Raw genomic sequence first — 25,470 nt, forward strand, 5'->3', positions numbered from 1 at the left:
TCACAAGCCCAGATTGGTGACAGCGTTCCCGAGGAGGGGTGCGTGTTCGCGGGCGTAGACCTCGAGCATGGCGGGGGTGCTGTGCCCGGTCTGGCGCATGATGGCGTGCGCGGAGGCGCCGTTACGGAAGGCCTGGGTGACGAACCCGGCCCGCAGCGAATGCCCACCCAACTGCGTCACGATCTCGGGGTCGTAGCCGGCGTGGGCGGCGCGGCGGCGGATCGCCGCATGGACCGCCGCCCCCGAGAGTGCCGTCTCGGAGAGGTTGCCGTTTTTGCGAATCGCGCGCAACAACGGAGAGGTAGGGACAGTGCGGGGGCGGGTGCCGCGGCACACGTGCGCCGCGAACGGCTCGGCGCTGCGGAGCAGCCGGATGACGGCGGGGCGGCCGCCGGTGTCGAACGCGGCGACGATCTGGGCCCACCGCAGCCACGCGCACGGCGGGCAGCTGGTGTGCGAGGCGGTGAACGGCAGGGCGCGGACGGTGCCGCGGCCCTCCTGGTCGGTCTTGGTCTTGCGCAGCCGGATGTGCAGGCCGTCGAGCCGATGCAGCGCGACGTCGCTGCAGGTGAGGGCGACGAGTTCGCTGCGGCGGAAGGCCCCGGCGAAGCCGAGCAGCAGGATCGCGGTGTCGCGGCGTTCGACCACCTCATCGGCCCAGCCCCGGCAGTCGGCGCGGGCCTTGTCGACGATCGCGAGGATGTCGGCGGTGAGCAGCGGCGCCCGCGGGCTGCGGGGCCGCTCGCCGGCGGTGGCGTAGCCGCGGCGGATCCCGGACATCGCCTGGCGGACCAGGTCGTCGCCGGTCGGACTCGGGTGCCCGGTCTGGCGGTGGTGGTGGGCGATCGCGGCGAGGCGGTGCGCCAGGGTGGCCGGGGCGTAGGCCCGCTCCCCCGCCTCGGTGACGGTGTCGGCGCACGCGATGAGGTAGGCGGCGACGGTGACCGGGTGCGCCGGCACCGCGGTGTGTCCTTCCCGCTGGCACCAGGTGGTGAAGGCCCGCCACGCCGAGGCGTAGGTGCGGCGGGTGCCGGCCGCCCGCGCCGACGCCACCGACTCCGCGATCCGCGCCGCCGTACCGGGCGCAAGGTCCGGCAGCGCCGGCCCCGACACCGCCTCGGGCACCACGATCTGGCCGTCGTCGGCCGGTTCCGTCTCCATATCCACGGGTGGGAACGGTACCGGAGGGCTCCGACACCGTCCCGGCGACCGAAATGTTCTGGTGCAATGGATTTGGCGAAAGTTCAGATCTTCTTCCTGCTGTTCGCCAGGTTCATCGAGTCGCCGTGGTGGGTTGTGACTCGATGAACCTGGCGAGCGTGGAACTGGTGGTGTTCGTTGCGTTGGTCGACAAGGTGTTCGACCCATTGGTTGAGGGGGTGGCTGCCGGATATCCAGTCGTGGTCTCCGCCGTGGATTCGCCTGTTGGCTTCTCTGAAGAATTCGTTGCGACTGTCGGGGTGTGCTGCGACGCGTCGCCAGTGGGACGAGAGGAGCATCGTCGTGATCGTGACGAGCTTGGGGTAGATGGCAGCCGGATAGGCCTGGTCGGAGGTGAAATGCCTGACTGCCGTGGGGTTGAGGAGGGTCAGGGTGTCCGCGACCGGGTTGGTCAGGAGAGGGTCGACGGTGTGGTCCCAGATGCGGCGGGCGCAGGTGAAGGCGTCGTGAGTGCGCAATGTCCCGTGGCACTGAGCCAGCCGCCGGTGGCGGCGCTGGGCGGCCGGGATCTCTGGGATCTTGCTGATGTCCAGGCAGGTATCGGGCCGGGGTGAGCTGAGCGCGAATGCGTGACCGATCCAGATGCGGTGCTTGGTGCAGACGTGGATGTGCGGCGGGTAGTAGCGCAGGATCGGCCCGCCGCGGTGGCGGCGAACACAGTCGGGGCATGCCGGTCGCCGGGTGTCCCGGAACAGTGCCGGATTCTTGTGCCGCTCATCGAGTTCCGGTAGCGCCCGGATCAGCTCGGCACGCGATCGGCCGGTGACAGCGGTGAGCCTGCCGATGCCGGTGGCGTTCATGGTCTCGACCCAGCGGGTGTGGTTGAGGCCGAGATGGAGCTTGAGTTCGTCGATGTGGACGTGGTTGAGGTGGGCGATGCGCTGCAGGTAGGACTCGATCGTCTCGTCGGTTGTGGGTGGGGCGGGGATCGGCAGCGGCCGCGCCGGTGCCGGCGCCGAGGTCACGCCGCTCCGGTGCTTTTGCGGGTTCGCTTCGATGCCGTGGGCGCGGGCAGTGATTGGGCGGTGCGGTCGAGGAGGATGGCTTCGAGGTGGGCTTTGGTGATCTTCTCGGTGCCGTCGAGGATCGCGTCGATGGCGGCGCCGCGGATGAGGTGCGAGAGGCTGCCGAGCATGCCGTGGGTGCGCTGGTAGAGGTATTCACCGTGCCGGGCCACCGCGCCCGGGTTGTGTCGGTGCAGGCGCAGCGCCTGTTCGAGGGTGACGACCAGTGCCTGCCAGTGTTCGCGTTGCCGGCCGGTGCCGTAGGCGAACGGGTGGGTCGAGATGGTGGCGAAGCGGCTGGCGATCTGCCGGCCGCGGACGCCGGTGAACAGGCCCGCCTGTTCGACGTCGATACCGGCGTAGACGAACGTCGCCGGGATGCGTTCAGTGAAGTATTTGAGCTGGTCGGAGACCTCGGCGCCGGCCCGGGTGTGCAGTGAGATGTTGTGGATCTCGTCGACCAGCACCAGATCGCAGCCGACATCGCAGAGCACCGCGCAGACGGTGTTGGTGATGTCGGTGAGGTTGGCGCGGCCGGTGACCGGCAGGCCGAGGAACCGGGCGAACTCGACGGCGACCATCCGCGGTGTCGCCGCGGGCGGCAGGGTGACGTAGAGAACCGGGATCCGCGGCCCGCGCACCGGGGTACGCATCCGGGCGCCGAGTTCGTGGGCGCGGCCGAGTTGGGTGATCGCGGTGGTCTTGCCGGTGCCGGCGCCGCCGGTGACGATCAGCCCGCGGCGGGCGGAGATCTGTCGACGGTTCAGGATCAGCAAGCGGCGGACGGTCTTGACGACCTCCTGGATGGTCGGGGTGTTCACCACGATCAGATCGCTGTGATAGTCCAGCCGGGCGTCGTCGTAGGCGACCCGCTCCAACGAGTCCAGATCTGCCCATTCGCAACGCAACTCGGGCGCCCTGCGATCGCGTCCGACCCAGCGGGACCAGCCCTCCTTGGTGGTCAGCGGCTCGTCCGGGGGCGGGTCGACTGCGTCGGTGTCGGTCACGGCCATCGCTGCGCCTCCGCGGCCGCGTCGAAGACACCGAACGGGATCACCGTGCCCATCTCGGCGGATTCGCCGCCGTCATCGTCGACGTCGTCATCGGGTTCGGGTTCTCCCGGATCGACCGGGGGCACCGCGGATCGCGCCGGTGTCGCCGCGTGGGTGCGGGCGACGATCTTCCGATCCGCTGTGGTCTGCGTTCCGGTGTCCGGGCCCGCGCCGGCCCGGTCGAGCAGATCGGCCAACGCCCGCGCGGTCGCGGTCTCCACCTCCTCCTCGCCCGGTGCGGTGTCGGCGACGAGCTGGCGGGCGTGGCGCCAGGTGAAGTCCGCGAACGGCGCCGACACCATGGGCAGATGCGTCCACGCCGCCCGGATCCAGCCGCCGTCGTGGTGGTTTCGGATGAACACCTGGGTCAGGTCGTAGGGGTCGTAGCGGATCTCCCACAAACCGCCTCGGGCGGTGACACCGGAATGCTGCCGACGGTAGGGGTTCAGTGCGCGGTCGTCGTAGGTGCGCCGGTCTATCCGGACGCCGTAGTCGTTGATCGTGCGCCAGTGCGAGGGCAGCAGCTCGAGATAGTCCTCACCGGTCAGCATCAGCGGCAGATAACCGGCGGCGCTGACCAGCACCGCATACATCTCGTTGGGTGAGCACGCCCGGGCGCTGTCCGGGCTGAGCATGCCTTCGTGCGGCCGCCGCTGCCAGTGGATCACCCACTCGTCGAACAGGTCCTGCAACTGCGCCAGTGACCACACCGCCTCCGATTCCACCGCCGTGCCGCGGCGGGTCACGTCCCGGCCGGTGTAGCCGGCGACATGCTGGCAGAACAGGGTGTTGATCGACGCGAATGTCCGTTCGATCACGCCGTCGTCGGTCGGGGTGCGCGGATGCGACGGCTGCACCGAGACACCCAGCGACTCGCAGGACCGCACGAACGTCTCCGACAGATAGACCTTGCCGCGGTCGCAGCCGATGGATTCCGGCACGATCACCGGTTTCGCCGCGGCCTGCTCCATCCGCGCGTCGATATCGGCCAGGCTGCGATGCGGCAGCCGCGAGACCGACATCCGCAGCGCCTCCGCCCATCCGGGGCGCATCGGTTCCGGCACCAGCATCCGCGCCAGCAGCAACGACGCGTCCACCGCTTTCGTGCCCATCGGCCGCAGTACCCCGGCGGCGAGCGTGCGGGTCGCGACATCGACCGCGGCCGTCAGCTCGATTCGCCGTGCGATCCCGTCGTCGAACATCGCCAGCACATCCAGCGGGGTCGTGTCGATCTGAACGTGCTGACCCGGACGCGACGCCCAGGTCACCGTGAACGGCCCGGTCGGCCGATTCGCCGCCGACCGCCGTGTCGTGGCGGCGGCGAAGGTGTGTCTGCCCGTGGACATCGTCGCGACCAGGCGGTTGAACGTCGCCTTCGACGGCAACTCCACCGCGGTATCCCCGTGCCGCTCGGCCAGGATCGCCTCCACCCGTCGGCGTAGCCGGTCCCGGGTGCCGGTCGACCGCGTCGTCTCCCCGTCGAGGGCTTCCCGGATCGCGTCGACCACCCGCGCATCGGTGCGTCCGTAGGCCGACGGCGACCGCGTCGAACGGCCGTCGACCAGCCCTCGTAGTCCCGCCGCGCGGTAGCGTGCCCGCATGCGCTGCACGGTTCTCACGCTGGTCGGGGTTCCGGCGGCCGTGAGCTCGGCGGCCTTGGCGGCCTCGCGCTCGCTCAGGGGCCGCAGACCAGGATCGTATTCCGGCCGCGGTCGATCGTCCGGGGCGCCGTCCGGCGGCAGGCCGGTCTCCAACTCGACGAGGTGACGTTCCCAGAAACGGGCGAGCTGAGCCTGTTCACGGGACAGATCGTCGAGTCCCTGACCGGCCAAGGTCCCCGAAGATCGTGGCGGACCACCCCCTCCGACGATGCGGAACCCGTCGGATCCCACCAGGTGCACCAGTGACACCGCCATCGGCTCCCCACCCGGATTCACCAGCCGCACCATCGTTCCGGACAGGCCGGCCACCTGATACTCGTCCTCGTCGAACACCACCCGATCGCCGACCTCGAGCACCCGCGTCATCGACTCCCTCCCGCCACGATCGACCACCCCTCCAGACGGACAGCCAGATCCACGATCAGCTCCCTCGACCACAGCAGGTGATACAGCGCCGGCAGGACAGCGATCGGATCACCCACCGAACGGGCTCCCTCGATCAGCGGCCGTGGCTGCGTGAACGCCGCCAGCAGCGCCGACACCGCCGGCTCGATCCGGTGCCGTCGATGCCGGTATCCGGCAAGCCACGCGAGGTTGGCCAACCACACCGGATCGTGCCCGGTCACCAGGCGATACCCCCAACCCAGCTGCCCGCAGGCACGCTCGGTCGCGGCGAACGCGGCCTCATCTTTCGGTTTGATCCGCTCCGCCGGACGACAGTCGATCACCACGCCCCGCCCGCCGGACAGTCGGGCAAAGAAGTCCGGCGCGTGCCACCGCGCGCGCACCCCGTCCGGCCAGGACAGCCACAACGGTTGCGCGGCAAACCCCACCACATTCGGGTCGAAATCCAGCGCCATCGCCTCGTCCCGCTCCAGCCACGACTCGAACGGCACATGTGCGCCCGTCGACGCCGAGTAATAGAAGCCCGGGTTGCTGCGCTGTCCCCGATACGACGGGAACCGCCGAACCGGCGAAACCTTCTCGAATGCGACATCCGCGGCCGCCGACAACGGCCCACGAACCTCACCACCGGCAGGGTCCGTGAACACCACCTCGAAATCCTGCAGCTCCGCTCCAGACGCACCACCGGACACCGCGTGCTGTCAGGTCCCGTCTGGTGTGGCGAGGCTGATTCTCGGGGGTCTGTCAAGTTAACGGTGTAACTGGTTGAACTGTAGCTACTTTCGTCCAGCGGACAGGCGTCCGTCGAAGGTGATCTCGAAGGCGTTCAGTGCTGCCTTCCAGCGGTTGGACCAGCGTTGGCGGGCGGTGCCTTTGGGATCGAGGCTCATGATGGCCAGGTACACGCATTTCAGGGCCGCGGCCTCGGTCGGGAAATGACCGCGGGCCTTGACGGCCCTGCGGATTCGGGCGTTGACACTCTCGATGGCGTTGGTCGTGTAGATGACCTGTCTGATGGCGTTGTCGAACTGCAGGAACGGCACGAACTCGGCCCAGGTGTTGGTCCAGAGCCGGATGATCGCGGGATAGCGTTTCTCCCATTTGTCGCTGAACTCGGCGAACCGGTCCAGCGCGGCCTGCTCCGACGGCGCGGTGTACACCGGTTTGAGGTCCTTGGCGATCTCGGCCCAGTCCTTGCGGGAGGCGTAGGCGTAGGTATTGCGGAGGAGGTGGACCACGCAGGTTTGCACGATGGTCTGCGGCCACACCTGCCCGATCGAGTCGGGCAGATGCTTCAGACCGTCGCACACGACGATCAGCACATCCTGCACACCACGATTCTTCAGCTCCGACAACACCCGAAGCCAATACTTCGCCCCCTCCCCGTCGCCGTGCTCGCCGGCCCATAATCCGAGGATGTCGCGGGTGCCGTCCACAGTCACCCCCATCACGACGTAGATCGGCCGGTTGGCCACGTTGCCGTCGCGGATCTTGACGTGGATGCAGTCGATGAACAGCACCGGATACACCGGGTCCAGCGGCCGGTTCTGCCACTCGGCCATGCCGTCCATCACCCGTTCGGTGATCGTCGAGATCGTCTGCTTGGACACCTCGGCGCCGTAGACCTCGGCCAGGTGCGCAGAGATCTCACCGGTGGTCAGTCCCTTGGCCGACAGCGAGATCACCATGTCCTGCACCCCGGTCAGCCGCCGCTGCCGCTTGGCCACGATCTTCGGCTCGAACGAGGACTCCCGGTCCCGGGGTACGTCGAGCTCGACCGGGCCGGCCTCGGTCAGCACGGTCTTGGCGCGTCTGCCGTTGCGGGAGTTGCCGCTGCCCCTGCCGGCCGGGTCATTCTTGCCGTAGCCGAGGTGGTCGTCCATCTCGCCCTCGAGGGCGGACTCCACCACCAGCTTGGTCAACTTCGCCAACAACCCGCCCTCGCCGGTGAGCTGGAGGCCTTCGGCCCGCGCCTGATCCACCAGTTCCTGCAGCCGGGTATCGCTGACACCCACAGGTGCCGAGTTCGATTCGTCCTCACGATCAATCACATCGGTCATGGTGGTGCATCTCCTTTCAGAGTTACACCGTTGTTCTTACAGTCCCATTCTCGGTGAACTGCGGCTCGCCATGCGGGGTCTGTGCTGCCATGTGTCGTTGTTTCCCGTCTGAAGTGGCGGATTTCTGGTCGGGGTGGTGGGTTCGTGCGCGTGGCGGTCCGGGATGTGTCATCGGCTCGGGGTGTGGTGTCGGTAGGTGAATCTGTAGGTGTGTCGGTGCTGGGCTTGGTGTTGGTCGACCCAGCGGCGTAGGGGGTCGTTGTCGGTGTGCAGGCCTGCGGTCCAGCCGAGGAATCCGAGACGGTGGGCGATGTGCAGGTAGAACGGTCGCTGTTCGTGGACCAGCTCCGCGAGCCCGATCCGGCGACGCCAGGTCGGATCGATCAGGATTTCGGCGAGGATCACCGTCTCGGGCAGAACGAGCAATCGGGTCGGCAGCAGCTGTGGGGCGTGGTTGACGGCGTTGACCGCGTCCTCACGCGCGTTCCATCGCCGGGTGAGCCGCCGGTGCAGGAGCGGATCGGGGTTCCGCCGCCAGGCGATCATGATGTCTTGGGCGGTGTTGACATGGCTGGAAATCCAGTCGGGGTCCTCGTCGCTGCGAAACAGCTTGTCGCGCCGATGGATCGCTTTCGCGATCTCGGGTGCGGAGCTGAGGTTCACCGGCGGCTGTGCGGCGCACTCCCCGAGCCAGAGCTGATGCCGGCGGCAGTAGCCCTCGGCCGCCGACGAGTAGACCCTGATCACGGGAGCGCCGGGAATCTGTGCGATGCAGCGAGGGCAGTGCGTGCGCGTATGTGAGCTGACGCCGGCGAAATGCAGGCTGGGTGTGGCGGGGTCGATGGCATCGCGCCGCGGACCGGGCATCGGCAGGCTGCGTGCCAGTTGCTTCAGCGGGATGCCCGCGAATATCGCGAGCCGCTGCCGGGCGGCGAGGTTGAGCTGGACGTCCCAGTTCTTGAGGACCATGAATCGGTCCGGGCTGGTGTTGTCCGGGTGCCCGATCGACCGGAGCAGTGTTGTCGGCCTGACCAGTTCGTTCGCGGCAGCGAGCCGGAACACGAAGGACAGGGTCGTCTCGCCGCGGACCGGGCGAACCCGGAACGGCAGCGGGACGGCGGGCTTGTGCCAGAGCGGAAGAACGGTCATGACAGCGGCTTGCGGCGCGGGTCGTATTGATTGCCCGCAGCGATGTCGAGGATGACCGCTTCGAGGTGGGCTTTGGTGATCTTCTCGGTGCCGTCGCTGATGGCGTCGTTGGCGGCCTCGTAGATCAGCTGATCGAGGCTGCCGATCATGCCGCCGGTGCGGGCGTGCAGGTAGGGTGCCCAGTCGATCAGGGTTCCGGGTGTGTGGCGGTGCAGCCGCAGTGACTGCTCCATCGTGGCGACCAGCTTCTTCCAGTCGTTCTTGGCGGCGATGGTGTGGTAGGAGAACGGCCCGGTGGTGACCGGGATGAACCGGCCGGCGATCTGCCGGCCCCGGACGCCGGAGAACAGGTTGGTTTCTTCCAGGTCCAGACCGGAGTACACGAACGTGGCGGAGATCGAGTCGAAGAAGTATTTCAGCTGGTCGGATGCGTCTTTTCCCTTCTTCGTCGACAGATCCAACCGGTGGATCTCGTCGACCAGGACCAGCCGGGTGCCGGCCCGGCGCATCACCGCGGCGACCGCGTGCGCGAGGGCTTGTGGGGAGTCGTGGCGGCCGACGGGCAGTCCCAGGAACACCGCCATCTCCCCGGCCAGGGCCTTCGGGTCGGCGTCGGGTGGAATCACGATGTAGACCACCGGGATGCGGTCGGGGATCCCGGGATTGCGGCGTTCGAAGTCGAGCTGGAACCGGCGACCCAAGTGCGTGATCGACGTCGATTTTCCGGTCCCGCTGCCGCCGGAGACCAGCAAGCCCCGCCGGCCGAGCTGCTTGCCGCGGTTGTTGACGATCAGTTTCTGCCCGGTGTGCAGAACCTTGCGGATGTCGGGAGTGGCGACCAGCAGCAACGACGAGTGATAGTCCTGCCGGGCCTCGTCGTAGAGTTCCCGCTCGAGTTCGTCCATCCGCTCACGATCGCTGCCGGAGAGCATCTGCGGTGGTTGAGGATGGGCCGTGCCGACGAACGACGACCAGCCCTCCTTGGTGGCCAGCGGGTGCCGGGCATCGAGATGTATCGAGCTCACCAGCGGCCTTCCTGCTCGTCGAAGGCATCGAGCAGCCCGAACGGCACCACGGTCTCGGCGTCGGCCTCGATCGTCGGATCCGATTCCGCCTGGACCGGCGGTGCGGGCGGCAACGCCGGGGGCCGGGCCGGTTCGGGCAGGGCGGTGGGCCATCGGCCGACCTCGGTGACCTCCACGGGCAGGTGGTTGGGCATCTCGCGGGTGCACGCATGGCGAGCCAGCGGACGGCGGGTGTCGGGGCCGGCTTCGGCGCGGCGCAGCAGCGCGGCCAGGATCACCGCGACCGCCATCTCGTTGGCGTCGTCGACGCCGCGCTGCGCTGCCAGTTTCCGTGCTGCGCGCCAGGTGAAATCGGCGAACGGCTGCCGCACGATGTTCCGGTGCGTCCACGGGACGGTGATCCAGCCGCGGCCGCGGTGGTTCCGGACCCAGACCCGCGAGACGTCGTAGGGGTCGTAATGGACCTCCCAGCGGCCGCCCTTGGTGACGATGCCCGAGGATTCCCCGGCGAAACCGCGCAGCTCGCTGCTGTTGTAGGTGCGGTAGTCGATCTGAACACCGGCATCGCCGATGGCGCGCCATTGCGCCGGCAACAACTCGATATAGTCCTCGCCGGTCAAGGTGACCGGGACATACCCGGCCGCGGCGATCAGCGCCGCGTAGACATCGTTCGGTGACGCGTTCTCGGTGGGGGTGAAGGGGTGCCGCAGCCCCTCGTGCGGGCGGGTCTGCCAACCGGCCAGCACCCATTCGTCGAACAACTCCTGCAGATCCGCCAGCGACCAGACGGCGCGCTCGTCGACGTCGGTGCCGCGGCGGGTGACGTCGCGGCCGGTGTAGCCGGAAACATGCTGGCAGAACAGGGTATTGATCGAGGAGAAGGTGCGTTCGACGATGGCCTTGTCGGTCGGGGTCAGCACGTGCGCGGGCTGCACCGAGATGCCCAAGGTGTCCGCGGCGCGGGCGAACACCTCCGACATGAACACCTTGCCGTGGTCGATCACGACGGTGTCCGGGACGATCACCGGTTTGGCGGCCGCCATCGCCATCCGCGCGTCCAGTGTCACCAGCCGCCGATACGGGATCCGCGACGCCGCCAGCGCCAGCGCATGGTCCCAGCCCGGCCGCATCGGCTCGGGAACGCTCATCCGCGCCAGCATCAGCGCAGCGTCGACGGCTTTCGCGCCGACCGGCCGGAGCACTCCCGCGCCGATGGTGCGGGTGGCGATATCGACGGCCAGCACGAGCTCGGCGCGACCGATCACCCCGTTGTCCATCACCGCCATCACATCGATCGGGGTGGTGTCCAGATGCACCAGCTCCCCCGGCCGCGCGGCGGTGGCCGGGGTGTAGACCTTGTCGGGCCTGTGCGCCGCCGACCGGCGGGTGAGCGCCGAACCGAACGTGTGCCGGCCCTGGGCCAGCACGTCCAGCAGCCGGTAGAACGTCGTCTTCGACGGCATCGGCACCACCCCGGGCCCGTGTTCGTCGTCGAGCATCTGCTTCACCCTCGCGATGACCCGCGATTTCGTGCCCGTCGACGTGCCGGTCTGGGCGTCGATCACCGCCGTCGCCGCGGCAATCACCCGCGGGTCGACCTGCCCGGTCGGCGCGGCCGTCCTGGTGTAGCGGGTGTCGACCAGCCCCCACAACCCCTGCTCGCGGTAGCGCTGCCGCATCCGCTGCACCGTGCGGGCGCTGGTCTGGCGGCCGGCCGCGGTCAGCTCCGCGGCCTTTCGCGTCTCCCTCGACTTCAGCGAGAACACCGTCGGGTCGTACCCCGGCCGCGGCTGCGCATCCTCCGGAGTGTCCGGAAGCAGACCCGTCTCGACCTCGATCACGTGACGTTCCCAGTCCCTGGCCGCCTCCAGCACCTTCTCCGGCAGCGAGGCGAGCAAGTTGCTCGGCTCGATCTTCGGTGCCGGAGCCGCACCGACCAGTTCGAAGTCCTCCGCTGCCAGCAGGAACGACAACGCCACCACGCTCGATTCGCCCGCCTCGGACAACAAGCGGATCTTGGTACCCGAGAGCGCGACGACCGCGTGCGCCGTGCCCTCGAACACGACCCGGTCGCCGACCGACACCACCGGACGTGGCGACCTCATCACCACCCCTGCTCGGACAACGGCACCGACCGGGCACTCGCCAGATCCGCCACGTCCGCCACGTGCGGCGACACCCGCACCACCGTCCGATGGGACAACACCAGCGCCAGATCCGCGAGCAGCCAACGTCGCCACATCAAGTGATAGAGCACCGGCAAGGTGCCCAGCGGATCCCCGGCCGCCTCCGCGCCGTCGAGCAGCGGCTGCGGGCATGCGAACACCTGCAGCAGGTCCCGTGCCGTCGGCTCGTCGAAACAGCGGGGATGCCGGTAGCCGCCCAACCAACGGTGGTTCGCCGCCAGCACCGGGTCCAGCCGGTCCCACACCGCGTACTCCCAGCCGACATCGCCGCAGGCCCGTGCCGTCGCCGCGAACGCTTCCCGATCCCGGTCCTTGATCCGCTCGGACGGCCGTGAATCCAGCACCAGGGTGCGCCCGTGGTCGAGCCGGACCAGGAAGTCCGGGGTGTGCCGCCGCCTCCGGCGCGTGCCGGCGTCCCACAGCAGTGTGAACGGCTGCGACACCACATCCGACACGGTCGGGTCGAAATCCAACGCCACCAGATGATCCCGCTCCACCCACGACTCGAACCCGATCCGCCGGCCCAGCGTCGCCGACCAGTACCAGCCGGGGAAGTTCTTCTGCCCCCGGTACGACGAGAACGACCGCACCGGACCCCCGATCTGCGCAGCGACCTGTGGAAACGACTGCCACGGCAGCCTCCGCCGGTCACCGGAGACCGTCACGAACTCCACCTCGACCCAGCAATCACCCCGGGCACTCGCATCGTCTCGGAGCTCGGAAGCAGTCAGCACCGGAACATCTTCGCCACTTCCGGTGGGAACCCGCCACCGATCCGCCACTTCTCCCGGGAATCCGCCACCTCGATCGGGAACCGACACCGGGCACCGGGAGCGGCACGGTGTCGGCCGGTTCCGTCTCGATATCCACGGGTGGGGACGCTACCGGACGGCGCCGACACCGTCCCGGCGACCGAAAACACGCTCACCTCGGGGTTCGCGGGAATAGCTGCGTAAATGGCAATTAGCGCACCACCACACGTGTTTGACATAAGCAGCCAAACTCCAGCGCTCATCCCCGACCCAGTCCTTCCCTCCGGAAGTAGAGCGTCTCAACTCTTCAGCCCCATCCGAACCGATCGGGCCACATCAGATACACCAAGTCATAGCCTTATGATTAAACCGATTTTCCCACAATAGTTTTCGGCACACGTGCCCTGTCATTCCTTACCAAAACGTGCGACCGAGATCAGACTGTCGATGTGCTGTGCCAGATACCAAGAACTTGTTGTGTCAACCAGTAATTTGGTCGCCTCTCGGTTGCGGATCGAGGCGCTTCGGTGGCATGCTCGCGCGGCCTGTCGACACGAACCACGGTTACCGGGGTAATCCACGATCCATGGCGGTAATGAGCCGATGGAGTCTGCATACCGGTGGTGAGGTCGAGCACGGGCCGTGGATCGATCACATCGCTTCCGACCTGGCCTGCACAGGTCTGCGGACGTGGGCCATCACGGAGGAGACCGGAAAGCTCAGTGACCATACTTGGGTGGCCTGCATCGTGCGCCTCACTACGTAGAGGCATGCATCGTGTGCACGGCACGGTGTGCCGCGCATGATGGGGTGGTGCCGAATATCGATGTAGAGCCATACCTCGAAGCCGTCGTGGACACTGCCCGGGAGGTGCTCGGTGCGGAGTTCGTCGGGGCGTACGCGGCCGGGTCGCTCGCCCTGAACGCCTTCCGTCCCGGCCGCAGCGACATCGACATCGCCCTGCTCTGCCGCGCCTCCCTGAGCGAAATAATGAAGCGGGAGTTGATTGCTCGGCTGCGGCACAGCGCCCTGCCATGTCCGGCCCGGGGCCTGGAACTGGTGGTCTACACCATGGCTACGGCGCAGTCGGGCACCGGAGAACCGGGCTTCGAGCTCGAGTTGAACGACGGGCCGGACATGGCCTTCCGGCAGACACTTCAGCCCACAGACCGCCCGGCAGCCGACGGGACGTTCTGGTACGGACTGGACCGCAGCATCCTGCACCAGAGCGGCCGGGTGTTGGCGGGACGGCCGGCCCCGGAGACATTCGCCGAGCTGGCACCGGAGGAACTACAGAGCCTATTGGTCGACTCGCTGCGCTGGTGGATGGCGCTGCCCGGCCCAGCCGATGACCGGCCCGCACCCGGAGCCGACGACGCGGTCCTCGGAGCCTGTCGCGCGCTGGTTCGACATCGCTACGGGAAGTGGCTGTCCAAAATCGATGCCGGCCGACGGTTAATCGGGACCGGCTACCAGCCGGTCGAGGCGATCGAACAGTCCATCGCAGCACGCTCCGGTGAGCTTCCGCCTTCAGGTCGGCAAGCACGGACTTTTCAGGAAGGCGTGCTGCACGAGCTCCTGACTGCGACCGAACGGCCCGCATGACCATCGTCCGGATCGGCACTCCTATTGCCGCGCTCTCAGGTGCCGATACATGACCATTCCCGCGTGGTACAGCACGTCGTCGCGGAACTCACCGTCGGCGGAAAAGCCGGTGTCGTCACGGTAGTAGATCATCGTTCCTTCGATCCGGTAGTCACCGGTGTAGGCAGCTTCCCGGCTGCCGCGGGCCTCGACGTATCGCCCCTCCGGCAGGAGACGCTGGCGGATGTTACCGTCGGCGGTCGCCCACAGTCCGACGAACGGGTGCTCGGCTTGTTTCATGTCCTTCACTTCCCTGGAGGTCGTCACAGTGTCGCCGCCACCCGCCCGATGATGGCGTTGCGGGAACGGATCACGGCCTCGCGTAGGGCGTCGATGTCCTCGTCGACCAGCGAACCCGCCCACTTGCGCGGGTTGCCGGCGACGAGGACGGTGTCGATGTTGCGTGCGTCGGAGCCGAGCACGAGGGTGCCGACGGCGTCGTTGAGCGGCATGTTGTTGATGTCGTCGGCGCGGACGATGAGCAGGTCGGCCTCCTTGCCCGGTGTCAGCGAACCGGTGACGTGCCCGAGCGCGTTGGCCTGCGCGCCTCGCAGGGTGGCGAAGTCGAGGACGTCGCGGGTGGTGATCCGGTTGCGGGTCTCCTCCGTTCCGTATGCAGCATTGGTGGCGCGCATGCGTTGGATGGCATGCAGGGTCCGCATCTGGGTGAACATGTCGCTCGCGAGCGCGACCTCCACGTCGATGCTCAGACCCGGCCGGATCCCGACGGCGAGAGCCTCGTCCACAGCGGGCACCGCTGATTCGAGGCCGATCTGGGCGTCGGAGGTCGGGGCGAGGGAAACCGTGACACCGGCATCCCCCATCGCCGTCCATGCCTCGGGGGTCAGGCCGGTCGCGTGGATCAAGGTGAGGGTCGGATCGAGGATCCCCATCCGTGCCCAGCGCAGGATCGCCTCCGACGACGGTATCCCGAAAACCGCGTCGATGCTCGTCCACACACCGAGATCACGTGCGAAAGCAGCGAGTTCGGGCCCGTAGGCGATCGCAGGTCCGGCGATCTCGTCGGTCGCCAGGGCGGCCAGCCGCACCGTGACGAGACCGTCTGCGGCGCCGTGGAAGTCGCTCACCAACCGGTTCATATCCTTGGGCCATTGACGATCCCACTCACCGAAGTGAGGACCCATCGAGGCATGCACGCCCCGAATTCCGGTGTCGATGAGCGCATTCAGTGCGGCATCGGAGTGCGCGGAAGTGCGGGAGTTGTGCGAGAAGTCGAGCATGGTGGTGATGCCCGAGTCGAGCGCGGTCAGCGCGGTGAGACGGGTACCGATGTACATGTCCTCCGGTGCGTAGTTCGGGGCGACGCCGGCCAGGGTCGACATGACATATTCGCCGAGGTCGGAAACGTCGGGAATGCTCCGGCGCAGTTGCGCTTCCCAGGCGTGACGGTGGGTGTCGACGAAACCGGGGCCGACGATCGCACCGCGGGTGTCGACCACGAGTGCCGAGGCTGCTGCGGCACCGTGCCCGGGATCGGAGCGTAGGTCGGCGCCGATCGCGATGATCTGCGGGCCGACGAGCAGGACGTCGCCGGCGTCGAGGTCCGGGATCGAGGGGTCCATGGTGACGACGGCGCCACCGGTCAGCAGGATCGGACGGTCGCTGTCGTGGGCCGCGGTGAAATCGGCGAGAGTTGTCTTCATTGTGGTGGCTTTCCGATGAGTGTCAGGCGCGGTGGAAGGTGTAACCGGCGTGCTGCAGGGTGCCGTCGACGAATTCGCTGAAGGCCCAGAATCCGAGGTCGTCGCGGTAGTCGATGCGGTCGCCGGTGATCCGATAGGAGCCCTGATATGCATGCGGGCGTCCACCGCGGGTCTCGTCGTAGCGACCGTCCGCGGTCAGGTGCTGGTGCACGAAATCCGTTTCGTCGATCCAAGTTCCGAGATGACGGTCCGATGCCACGTCCGTGGCGGTCGGGGTCTCCGTCGGGTCGTCGGCGTGGACCGATCGACCGCCCCAGAGGGCTATCTCACCGTCGACGACGACCGTGTGCGCGGCGTCGGCATCATCGATGAATCGTTGCAGCACATCTGTTTCCGAGTCGTCGCGAGAAACGGGCAGGATTGCGAAGGTTGCCGGATTGCCGGGTGCAAGCGCGGATGGTGACCGGAAGGAAGTCGGACGCAATCCACGGAGCCGGATGACGTCGACGATTGCGGGCACGATGACGTACCCGGCGCAATCGATGACGATGGCACCGTCGTCGTCGGCAGCGGTCAACAGGCCGGGGCCGATACCGACCACACGAGCGCCACCGAGCAGGACGTCGCCGCGGTCGAAATCGCTGATCAGGGAGTCGCCGGTGATGATCCGGGCATTGCCGAACAGGAGCGGACGATGCCCGCCGGCGTTCTCGCGGATGAGTTCGAACAATTCGGGAGTGAAGGGGATGGTCATGTGTACTCCAGATGAGGATCTGGTTGCCGGGAGATCCGGCGAGTTCCACTGTCGGGGCGGATGGGCGGCCGGAACAGGCCGGTGTGTGCCTGGGTGCACCAGAGCCTGTCTGTACCGCATCCGGGGAGCTAGCGTCGTCTCATGGTCTCCACCGAACTCGGAACCTTCCTCAAGGCGCGACGCGGACACGTGCAGCCGTCGGATGTCGGTATCACGGCGCAGTCGGGGCGGCGGGTCTCCGGTCTGCGTCGCGAGGAAGTTGCCATGCTCGCCGGTGTCAGCGTCGACTACTACACGCGACTCGAACAGGGTCGCGAACGGAACCCGTCTCCGGCGGTTCTCAACGCCCTCGCCGGCGCACTGGCTTTCGACACCGACCTGCGCGAGCACCTGTTCCGTCTCACCGGACTGGCTCCGACACCGCCCACTCCGGTGCGGAAGACCGTGGACGATTCACTTCGGGAGCTTCTCTCATCCTGGTCGCACACACCCGCGCTCATCATCGACCGTCGGTTGGATGTTCTCGCGTACAACGAGCTCGCCGGTGCGCTCTACAGCGGCTTCGAGCGCATCGACAATCTCGTGCGCATGACCTTCCTCGATCCCTTCGGGCGCCGCTTCTTCACCGATTGGGAGCGCGCCACGACGTCGTGCGTCGCGAATCTCCGGCTCGCTCTGGGCCACACCGGCTCGGTCGACGACGTTCGTGCCCTCGTTCTCGAGGTGCACGATGTGAGCGCGGAGTTCCGCGAACTGTGGAATCGGCACGATGTGCGGGGCAAAACACACGAGGCCAAGGAGTTCCGGCATCCTGCCGTCGGCGATCTCGTCCTCGAATACAACGCATTCGACGTTCGCAGCGCACCTGGACATCAGTTGATCGTGTACCGGCCTCTGCCGGCTCGCCCAGTGACGACAAACTTCGGCTATTGGGATCCCTGGCGGCGACCACCGACCGCTCGTGATTCCTCGTTCCGGACCCCGTGGTCCTCTACATGATTACGGTGGTTCGTAGCCGACTGCAGTAGCCAGGAGGATTTCTCCCACGAGTTCGTCCGACGACTGGAATGCGCAGGTGATCGCCGAGTCCCGGGCCAACGGAGGCCGGGTCGGCGGCAACTTCGAGGGTGCGCCCATGGCGCTCGTGCATCATCGTGGCCGCAAGACCGGTCGAGCAGAGGTCGAGGAGAAGACGCGCGGGAAACGCACCATTCCGGTCCTCGCTCTCCGACGACGCTGACCTGCTTGCACCCCTGGAATCACCGAGATCCCGCCGACATGCGCCGGCGGGATCTCCCGTGACCGGCCACCAGGCCGGAAAGAAATTCGCACTAGGGGCTACTTACGCCCCGCCTGCCACTGCATGCCCCACCCGAACGCGCGGTCGAGGTCGGACTGGCTGCCGTCGATGTACTGCACGAGACGCTCGACGGTGATGCCCTGCCCGGTGTTCTGCAGCATCGCGATCGCGCAGATGCGCGCGCCGTTGTTCGGCGAGTCCAGGCGCACCTCGATCTGCGGACCCGACGGCGGGGTCAGCGTCACGACGCCGTCCACGGCAGCCCAGTTCGGCGCGCCTTCGTAGATCATCGCGAATATCAGCACACGCTTGAACAGTTCGGGGCGCTCGAGGTTGACGTGCATGTTCTCGCCACCGGTGTTCGAGCCGGTGCGGTCGTCGCCGTCGAGGTGGATGTACGGCGGGGTGTTCAGCGCGCCGAAGCTGTTCCCGAGCGCCTGAATGACTCCCTTGGAACCATCGGCGAGTTCGAACAGGCAGCCGAGGTCGAGGTCCACGCCGCCGCTCGCGCCCGTGAGCTTCGCGAGGAAGCCCTTCTTCTGCTCACCGCGCGACCAATTGAGGTTCACCCGCGTGACGCCCTGCCCGGACCCGGCCTTCGACAGGCTCACGGTCGGGGATTCCTTGGTGAGGTTGATCTTGCTCAGGTTGACGCCGCCGGCGTTCTGTTCGGGCTTCTTGTTGTAGTCGATGGCCATGTCGAGCCTTTCGTCGGAGTGGTTGCGCACGGGACGGGAAAGCGATGGGAGCCCCCGATCCGAGGTGTCGGATCGAGGGCTCCCATCGGCATGTGGTTCGAACTGTCGAGGATCAGGGGATGCTGGTCTTCACAGCATCTTCGCCTTCCCTCGCCGCGATCATGCGGTTGCGGTAGATGCTCGAGGCGAATGCCGCACCGATCAGGGCGACACCGACGAGGCCGGTGATGACCTCCGGTACGTGGGTGCCGATCGAGTACAGCAGGATCAGTGCCAGCGCACCGATGGCCCAGTGAGCACCGTGCTCCAGGTACACGTAGTCGGACAGCGTGCCCTTGCGCACCAGGAAGATGGTGATCGAGCGGACGAACATCGCGCCGATGAAGCCGAGGCCCAGGGCGATGATGATCGGGTCGGACGTGATGGCGAAGGCTCCGATGACACCGTCGAACGAGAACGACGCGTCGAGCACCTCGAGGTAGAGGAACAGGAAGAAGCCGGCCTTACCGGTGGCTTTCGCGAGGCCGCTCGGTCCGCCGCTGGGCTCTTCGCCTTCCTCTGGAATGTGGAACATCTCGCCGAGTCCGTTGACCGCGATGTAGGTGATCATGCCGAGCGCGCCGGCGATCATGACGGTCGAGACCTTGTCCTCGGGTGCGATCACGGTGGCGGTGATGAGCAACAGCGTGGTGGCGACGACGACCTCGAGCTGCTCGAGCTTCCCGGCCTTCGCGAGGGGACGCTCGAGCCATTCGAGCCACTTGATCTCGCGATCTTCGAGGATGAAGTGCAGGAAGAGCATCAGCAGGAACATGCCGCCGAACGCCGCGATCTGCGGATGCGCATCGGTGATCAGGGTCTCGTAGCTGGGGCTGCCGTCCGGGAAGTAGGCGGCTCCGTCCGGCGGCGGATTCAACGCGAGGTCGAGTGCCGCGATGGGGCCGAGTCCGGACGCCACCCACACGATCGCGAGGGGGAACACCAGACGCATACCGAAGACGGCGATGAGGATGCCGACGGTGAGGAAGATCTTCTGCCAGAACTCGCTCATCCGCCGCAGCACGGTCGCGTTGATGACCGCGTTGTCGAACGACAGCGAGACCTCGAGGATGCCGAGGATCACGCAGAGGAACAGAGCCTGCGGGCCGCCGTAGAGGAAGGCGACCACGAGGGAGACGACGGTGACCGCGAAGGATGCACCGAATATTCGCAGAACCACGAAGCGTGGCCTTTCTAATCGGAATCAGGGCGTTGCAGGGTGGTTACTGCATGTCGGTTCCGGCTTCGGTACTGCGACCGAAGCCGGAACCCGGAAGAAACGAACTAGACGTTGACGCCGTAGTCGCGGGCGATACCCGCGAGACCGGACGCGTAGCCCTGGCCGATGGCGCGGAACTTCCACTCCGCACCGTTGCGGTACAGCTCGCCGAAGACCATGGCGGTCTCGGTCGAGGCGTCCTCGGACAGGTCGTAACGAGCGAGTTCGTTGCCGTTCGCGCGGTCGACGACGCGGATGTACGCGTTGCGGACCTGGCCGAACGACTGGCTGCGGGAATCGGCATCGTAGATCGAGACCGGGAAGAAGATGCTCTCGATGTTCGCCGGGGTGGCGGCGAGGTCGACGTTGATGACCTCGTCGTCGCCTTCGCCCTCACCCGTGCGGTTGTCACCGGCGTGCTCGATGGCACCGTCGGGCGACTTGAGGTTGTTGAAGAAGACGAAGTGCTGGTCGGAGACGACCTTCTTGTCGGCCCCGGTAGCGATGGCACTGGCATCGAGGTCGAAGTCGGTGCCGGTGGTGGTGCGAACGTCCCAGCCCAGGCCGACGGCCACTGCCGTCAGGTTCGGAGCTTCCTTGGTGAGGGAGACGTTTCCGCCCTTGGTCAAGCTGACGCCCATGCGGGGTCCTTTCGATCGTTCCAACGGTCGACGTACCGGTATAGGGCACGCCCGGTGTGCGTTTCTCCCCACACTAGTTGTTGCCGTGGGGTACGCCCATATCCACTATGCCCGGTCCCGCGCCTCACTTCGTGACCCGCACGAAGCACAGTTCCGACCGGCGGAAAGGTGACGGATCGGCCCGGTGGACGTGCGCCCAGTACCATTCGGTTCTGTGGCGAGCCGATGGACGCGCCGCCTGTTCGGCGGGGGAAACACGGAAGATCCCGCGGCTCGTCGTGCACACGATGCGATGGTCGCGGCGTTCCTCGACATGGACAAGCGCCAGTCCGTCATCGAGGCCGGTGTGGCCGCGTCCTACGAGCTCGAACCCGAACGGCATCTGCTCCGTCAGTGGGATCCCATCCGTCAGGCGTGTTATCGCGCCGGTGAGACGTATCTTGAACTGGCAGTGACGGATCCGGAACAACCGCTCGCACCTGCTCCGGCCTACGAGCAGGCACTGCGGCAGATAACCGAAGCAACACGAACACTTGATGAATTCTTCGGAAACAACCGGGGACACCTCGAGCACATGACGACCGTGGCGAACACGGTGCCCGAGCTGGCGCACCGGATGCGTACCGAAGCGCGCAACACCCTCGCCGCGACGCAGACCCCGGATTTTGTTTCCTTTGCGAACTATCCGTCGGTCCGATCTGCCACCGAAGCGCTCGAGAAGGCCCTGAACAGCCTCGATGCAGCGCACAGCGTGGGCGCGACCCGCACAGCGGCCCTCCGAGTCGAAGAGGCGACCACTGCTCTGCTCGACGCCCTCGCCGCAGCACCGGGGCGCCGCGACGAGGCCGTTCGCACCCTCGCCTCGGTCACCACCAGGATCGGAGCGGTCCGGACCCGTGCGGAAGGTCTCGCCCCGGCCTTCTCCGCGCTGTTGCGCGAGTTCAATGCGGCCAGCTCCGCCGACCTGTCCGGGAACGAGAAACAGGCCGCCGAACTGCTCGCTCGCGCCGAGGACCAGCTCGGACGCGCACGGGCGGCGGCGAAGGACGGCCGCCCCGAGGAAGCGCTCGAGCTGGTCGCGGCGATCCGCGCCGAGCTGTCACGCGCCGAGGAACTCGTCGACGCCGTGACCGCACGACTCGCCACGCTGCGCTCCGTCCGGCAGAATCCGGGGGCCAAGGTCGACGAGGTACGGTTCCGCCTCCGTGACGCACAACACCTGGCCGTGCAACGCGGTCTCACCGCAGAATGGGGTTCCGTTCTCGACTCGCAGTTGAGCCGGATCGACAGGGCCGTCGACGCACTCACCGGTGTGCACCCCGACTACTGGGCCTACGTCAGAGATTTGGATGCGGTGTCTACCTTCATCGCAGGAGTGGTCGATCGGATGAGAGGACGGACCGAGAACGCATGAGGGGGGCCACGCTTACCGAAGTGCGCGCCATGCAGCACTTTCGGCATCTCGACGGCGCGACGATGGAGGAGTTGTTCCTGCACCGTCCCGAGCCGTTCGGGCACAGCGACGATCGCGACCGCCTGGCGACCGCTCTCGGCGCCACGCTCTACGTACCCGCGACGCGCGGAGATCTCGTCACGACCATCTCGAAACGTGCGGCCGAGGGTGTGACGTCGATGGTGCTCGACCTCGAGGACGCCGTCGCCGACGACGAGGTCGAGCAGGGCCTGCAGAACGCCGTCGCGACACTCGATGCGCTCGCCGAACGCGGACCGACGCCGATGATGTTGTTCGTCCGTGTCCGCACCGCCGACGGTGTCGGGCGGATCGCGTCGATGCTCGGCGCCGGCAAGGCCGTGCTGACCGGATTCGTGGTGCCCAAGTTCACCGCACACACCGGCCCCGTCTTCCTCGAGGCGGTGGCCGCGGCGTCGGACCTCCTCGGCCGTCACCTCTACGCGATGCCCGTCATCGAGTCGGCCGAGGTCGTCCACCGCGAGACCCGCGACGGCGAATTGCGTGCGATCTCAGGCATCCTCGCCGAACATCGCCACCGCATCCTCGCCGTCCGGATCGGCGCGACCGACATGTGCGCGACCTTCGGTATCCGGCGCGACCGCGACCTGACGATCTACGACGTCCGGGTCGTCGTCGACGTGATCGCCGACATCGTCAACCACCTCGGGCGAACCGACGGAACGGGTTTCGTCATCACCGGGCCCGTCTGGGAGTACTTTGCCGACCACGAACGCATGTTCCGACCGATGCTGCGCTCGACACCCTTCGAGGAACAGGATGCCGTGCTGTTCCGTCAGCAGCTCGTCAGCCGCGACCTCGACGGTCTGCTGCGCGAGATCGCCCTCGACCGCGCCAACGGCATCCAGGGCAAGACCGTCATCCATCCGTCGCATGTCGCTGCGGTGCATGCCCTTTCGGCCGTGACCCACGAGGAGTTCCACGATGCGACCGACATCCTCGATCGCGACACCGGTGGTGTGCAGGCCTCGGGATACGGGAACAAGATGAACGAACGACGACCCCACCGTACGTGGGCCGAGCAGACCCTGTTGCGCGCGTCGGTGTTCGGTGTCACCCGCAAGGGGATCACCTTCGTCGACCTGCTGACGGCGTTGGTGGACCGATGACCGATATTCTCGACATCCCCTGGGCCACCGCAGAGCTCGGTTTCGCTCTCGAACATGCGGAGTCGTCATGTGGCTACACGGTTCCCGAGCTCGTCAGGCCCGGGCTGCGACGCAATCCACGGCGTGCGCACCTGCTCGTCTCCACGGTTCTCGGCAAGCACATCCCCACCGAACCGGCCGCGGTGCGCGGCGCCGGTCACCGGCTCGGCCGGCTCGTCACCGACCTCCTCGGCGATGCGGCATCCGACGCCGTCGTCATGGGATTCGCCGAGACCGCAACGGGTCTCGGTCACTGCGTGGCCGACGCCCTCGACGCCGCATGCTGTCTGCATTCGACGCGACGCCAGGTTCCCGGAGCGGAGGTGCTCACCGGATTCGAGGAGGGGCACTCGCACGCGACCTTCCACCTGCTGCAGCCGACCTCCGGCGCACTGTTCGCCAACGCCGCGCCGCTCGTGCTCGTCGACGACGAGATCTCCACGGGAGCAACGGCCCTCGACGCCATCCGCGCGCTGCACCACGATCATCCGCGTGATCGTTACGTCCTCGCCTCCCTCGTCGACATGCGGTCGGAACAGGATCGCCGCCGGACGGCAGAGGTCGCCGCGGAACTCGGCACGAGCATCGAGCACGTGAGCCTGGCCGCCGGACGATCCGTCGTCCCCGACGATCTCGTCGCGCGGGTCGCGGCGTTACCCGACCCTCTCCTCAATCCGGTGGGGGAGCAACGCGGCGACGTCCGGTTCCTCCACGCGGCGTGGCCGTCCCATGTGCCCGACGGCGGGCGGCACGGGATGTTGCGCACCGACGCGGCGGCTTTCGACGCGGCTCTGTCGACGCTCGCCGACACGATCGCGGACGTACGCGACGCCCGGCGACCCGCCGTCGTCGTCGGACACGAGGAATTGATGTATCTGCCGCTGCGACTCGCCGAGGCACTCGTCGACCGCGGCACTCCCGCCCTGTTCCAGACCACGACCCGCTCCCCCGTCCACGTGATGGACGTCGACGGATATCCGCTGCGCCGCGGATTCCGTTTCACCGCACCCGAACACATCGACAGCGAGTTCGAGAACGAGGTGCCGCGCTTCCTCTACAACGCGCAGTGGCCTACGTCCACCGAGGTCCGCGCCGAGCTGATCCTCGTCATCGATTCGCCCGCCGACACCGACCGCCTGCGCGCACCGGGAGGTGTTCTCGACGTGCTCACTGCTGCCGGTGAGGACGTCCTCGTCGTGATCGTGCCCGCCACCGATCCGACGGTGCTGCGCACCCACAGGGAGACCGTATGACCGTGCCACTGACCGGACCCGAGTTCGGCTCCTACGCGCCCGACGAGGTGACGTGGCTGCTCAAGGATCTCTCCCACGCCGACCTGGAGGGCGACATCGCCGAACGGGAGGCGCGGATCCAGGCGGGTCTCGCGCACTACGCGGAGTCCCTGCCGATCGAGTACCAACCCGACGCCGCCTACCGCGAACTGTTCGACAAGGCACTGGCCGGCACTGCGGGCCGGTTGGCGCACGCGGTGGGCACGGTCACCGAACTGCTTCTCTCCGAACGCGGAACCGACCTGACCCTCGTGTCGCTCGCGCGGGCGGGCACCCCGATCGGCATCCTGATCCGTCGATGGGCGCTGCACCACCACGGTCTGACGCTGCCGCACTACGCCGTGTCGATCGTCCGGGGTCGCGGCATCGACTCCGCCGCTCTCGACCACATCACCGCGCGGCACGCTCCCGCGTCGGTCGTCTTCGTCGACGGCTGGACGGGCAAAGGCGCGATCGCGCGTGAACTGTCCGCTGCGCTCGTCGAATACACCGCGCGAGGCGGTCCCGTCCTGTCCGACGATCTCGCGGTACTCGCCGACCCCGGCCACTGCGTCCGCACCTACGGCACGCGCGACGACTTTCTCATCGCCTCCGCCTGCCTGAACTCCACCGTCTCCGGACTGGTCTCACGAACGGTCCTCAACGACAGCCTGATCGGCCCCGGGGAGTTCCACGGCGCCAAGTTCTACGCCGAGTTGGCCGCGGACGACGTGTCGAATCATCTGCTGGACGCCGTCGCCGCGGAGTTCGACACGTGCGGCGACGTCGCATCGGCCGCGCAGGCAGTGCTCGAATCCGACCGCACCCCCACCTGGGCCGGCTGGGAGTCCGTCGAGCGGGTGCGGGCGCAGTACGGCATCTCGAGCGTCAACTTCGTCAAACCCGGTGTCGGAGAGACCACCCGCGTGCTGTTGCGCCGCGTTCCCTGGAAGGTTCTGGTGCGCGCCATCACCGCCGACGAGCACGCCCATATCCGGATGCTCGCGGCCGCTCGCGACGTTCCCGTCGAGGAGGTTCCCGACCTGGCCTACTCCTGCATGGGACTGATCAAGGACCTGCCGTGA

General features: G+C 67.3%; 21 protein-coding genes and 2 pseudogenes. 7 read left to right on the forward strand and 16 right to left on the reverse strand.

What is annotated here, in order from left to right; genetic code table 11:
* The 10 genes from BO226_RS18720 to BO226_RS18765 all read right to left on the reverse strand — a co-directional run bounded on the left by BO226_RS18720 (window position 1) and on the right by BO226_RS18765 (window position 12,428).
* On the reverse strand, window positions 1-1,167 hold the full coding sequence (locus BO226_RS18720; protein WP_029547280.1) for a tyrosine-type recombinase/integrase: 1,167 nt from the start codon (window positions 1,165-1,167) through the stop codon (window positions 1-3).
* 77 nt (window positions 1,168-1,244) lie between these two features.
* The gene (locus BO226_RS18725; RefSeq protein WP_064256837.1) at window positions 1,245-2,186 is read right to left on the reverse strand and encodes a TniQ family protein; all 942 of its coding nucleotides are present in this window, start codon (window positions 2,184-2,186) and stop codon (window positions 1,245-1,247) included.
* Entirely contained in the window at window positions 2,183-3,238 is a 1,056-nt protein-coding gene (locus BO226_RS18730; protein ID WP_064256836.1) for a TniB family NTP-binding protein, read from the reverse strand. The genes BO226_RS18725 and BO226_RS18730 overlap by 4 nt, the downstream gene beginning before the upstream one ends.
* On the reverse strand, window positions 3,229-5,304 hold the full coding sequence (locus tag BO226_RS18735) for a Mu transposase C-terminal domain-containing protein (RefSeq protein WP_064256835.1): 2,076 nt from the start codon (window positions 5,302-5,304) through the stop codon (window positions 3,229-3,231). Before BO226_RS18735 ends, BO226_RS18730 begins: the two co-directional genes overlap by 10 nt.
* A complete protein-coding gene (locus tag BO226_RS18740) occupies window positions 5,301-5,993 on the reverse strand; it encodes a TnsA-like heteromeric transposase endonuclease subunit (RefSeq protein ID WP_231912060.1) in 693 nt (230 codons plus the stop codon). Before BO226_RS18740 ends, BO226_RS18735 begins: the two co-directional genes overlap by 4 nt.
* Before the next feature lie 126 nt (window positions 5,994-6,119).
* A complete protein-coding gene (locus BO226_RS18745) occupies window positions 6,120-7,403 on the reverse strand; it encodes an IS256 family transposase (protein ID WP_064256834.1) in 1,284 nt (427 codons plus the stop codon).
* Between the two features lie 168 nt (window positions 7,404-7,571).
* A complete protein-coding gene (locus BO226_RS18750; RefSeq protein ID WP_010596657.1) occupies window positions 7,572-8,552 on the reverse strand; it encodes a TniQ family protein in 981 nt (326 codons plus the stop codon).
* Complete coding sequence (locus BO226_RS18755; RefSeq protein ID WP_010596658.1) at window positions 8,549-9,577, reverse strand: TniB family NTP-binding protein; 1,029 nt, start codon at window positions 9,575-9,577, stop codon at window positions 8,549-8,551. The genes BO226_RS18750 and BO226_RS18755 overlap by 4 nt, the downstream gene beginning before the upstream one ends.
* Entirely contained in the window at window positions 9,574-11,682 is a 2,109-nt protein-coding gene (locus BO226_RS18760) for a Mu transposase C-terminal domain-containing protein (protein ID WP_040273180.1), read from the reverse strand. Before BO226_RS18760 ends, BO226_RS18755 begins: the two co-directional genes overlap by 4 nt.
* Window positions 11,682-12,428: a TnsA-like heteromeric transposase endonuclease subunit gene (locus BO226_RS18765; protein ID WP_230831874.1), complete on the reverse strand. Its 747-nt coding sequence runs from the start codon at window positions 12,426-12,428 to the stop codon at window positions 11,682-11,684. Before BO226_RS18765 ends, BO226_RS18760 begins: the two co-directional genes overlap by 1 nt.
* 957 nt (window positions 12,429-13,385) lie before the next feature.
* On the opposite strand from BO226_RS18765, the gene BO226_RS18775 reads away from it, so the two are divergent.
* Window positions 13,386-14,120, forward strand: coding sequence for a nucleotidyltransferase domain-containing protein (locus BO226_RS18775; protein WP_232237994.1), 735 nt, complete (start codon window positions 13,386-13,388; stop codon window positions 14,118-14,120).
* A gap of 21 nt (window positions 14,121-14,141) precedes the next feature.
* Here the strand turns inward: BO226_RS18775 and BO226_RS18780 are convergent, their stop codons facing one another.
* Genes BO226_RS18780 through BO226_RS18790 form a run of 3 tightly spaced genes read right to left on the reverse strand, consistent with a single transcriptional unit; the run spans window position 14,142 to window position 16,577 of the window.
* On the reverse strand, window positions 14,142-14,399 hold the full coding sequence (locus tag BO226_RS18780; protein ID WP_197481872.1) for an Atu4866 domain-containing protein: 258 nt from the start codon (window positions 14,397-14,399) through the stop codon (window positions 14,142-14,144).
* Window positions 14,400-14,422: 23 nt separating this feature from the next.
* Entirely contained in the window at window positions 14,423-15,823 is a 1,401-nt protein-coding gene (locus BO226_RS18785; protein ID WP_064256832.1) for an amidohydrolase family protein, read from the reverse strand.
* Between the two features lie 22 nt (window positions 15,824-15,845).
* Window positions 15,846-16,577, reverse strand: coding sequence for an Atu4866 domain-containing protein (locus tag BO226_RS18790; RefSeq protein ID WP_064256831.1), 732 nt, complete (start codon window positions 16,575-16,577; stop codon window positions 15,846-15,848).
* A gap of 141 nt (window positions 16,578-16,718) precedes the next feature.
* Here BO226_RS18790 and BO226_RS18795 point away from each other — a divergent pair.
* Both BO226_RS18795 and BO226_RS28600 read left to right on the forward strand, forming a co-directional pair.
* A pseudogene (locus tag BO226_RS18795) lies at window positions 16,719-17,542 on the forward strand (helix-turn-helix transcriptional regulator).
* A gap of 71 nt (window positions 17,543-17,613) precedes the next feature.
* A pseudogene (locus BO226_RS28600) lies at window positions 17,614-17,760 on the forward strand (nitroreductase/quinone reductase family protein); the annotation flags it as partial.
* Window positions 17,761-17,915: 155 nt separating this feature from the next.
* On the opposite strand, the gene BO226_RS18805 reads toward BO226_RS28600, so the two are convergent.
* The 3 genes from BO226_RS18805 to BO226_RS18815 all read right to left on the reverse strand — a co-directional run bounded on the left by BO226_RS18805 (window position 17,916) and on the right by BO226_RS18815 (window position 20,474).
* Complete coding sequence (locus BO226_RS18805) at window positions 17,916-18,575, reverse strand: TerD family protein (protein WP_006550708.1); 660 nt, start codon at window positions 18,573-18,575, stop codon at window positions 17,916-17,918.
* 112 nt (window positions 18,576-18,687) lie between these two features.
* Window positions 18,688-19,794, reverse strand: a complete 1,107-nt coding sequence (locus tag BO226_RS18810; protein WP_071935897.1) for a DUF475 domain-containing protein — start codon at window positions 19,792-19,794, stop codon at window positions 18,688-18,690.
* Window positions 19,795-19,898: 104 nt separating this feature from the next.
* Complete coding sequence (locus BO226_RS18815; protein ID WP_006550710.1) at window positions 19,899-20,474, reverse strand: TerD family protein; 576 nt, start codon at window positions 20,472-20,474, stop codon at window positions 19,899-19,901.
* Window positions 20,475-20,766: 292 nt separating this feature from the next.
* Between BO226_RS18815 and BO226_RS18820 the strand changes: the two genes are divergently transcribed.
* Genes BO226_RS18820 through BO226_RS18835 form a run of 4 tightly spaced genes read left to right on the forward strand, consistent with a single transcriptional unit; the run spans window position 20,767 to window position 25,470 of the window.
* Window positions 20,767-21,888, forward strand: coding sequence for a hypothetical protein (locus BO226_RS18820; RefSeq protein ID WP_064256828.1), 1,122 nt, complete (start codon window positions 20,767-20,769; stop codon window positions 21,886-21,888).
* A 29-nt stretch (window positions 21,889-21,917) separates the two neighbouring features.
* Window positions 21,918-23,075 (forward strand): HpcH/HpaI aldolase/citrate lyase family protein, encoded by a 1,158-nt coding sequence (locus tag BO226_RS18825; protein ID WP_064256827.1) that lies wholly within the window; start codon window positions 21,918-21,920, stop codon window positions 23,073-23,075.
* A complete protein-coding gene (locus BO226_RS18830; RefSeq protein ID WP_064256826.1) occupies window positions 23,072-24,367 on the forward strand; it encodes a phosphoribosyltransferase family protein in 1,296 nt (431 codons plus the stop codon). The genes BO226_RS18825 and BO226_RS18830 overlap by 4 nt, the downstream gene beginning before the upstream one ends.
* Window positions 24,364-25,470 carry a cysteine protease StiP family protein gene (locus BO226_RS18835; protein ID WP_071935898.1) on the forward strand — a complete coding sequence of 369 codons (1,107 nt, stop codon included), beginning with the start codon at window positions 24,364-24,366 and terminating at the stop codon, window positions 25,468-25,470. The genes BO226_RS18830 and BO226_RS18835 overlap by 4 nt, the downstream gene beginning before the upstream one ends.

The organism is Rhodococcus sp. 2G (assembly GCF_001886355.1).
In the GTDB taxonomy this organism is placed as follows: Bacteria; Actinomycetota; Actinomycetes; order Mycobacteriales; family Mycobacteriaceae; genus Rhodococcus; species Rhodococcus pyridinivorans.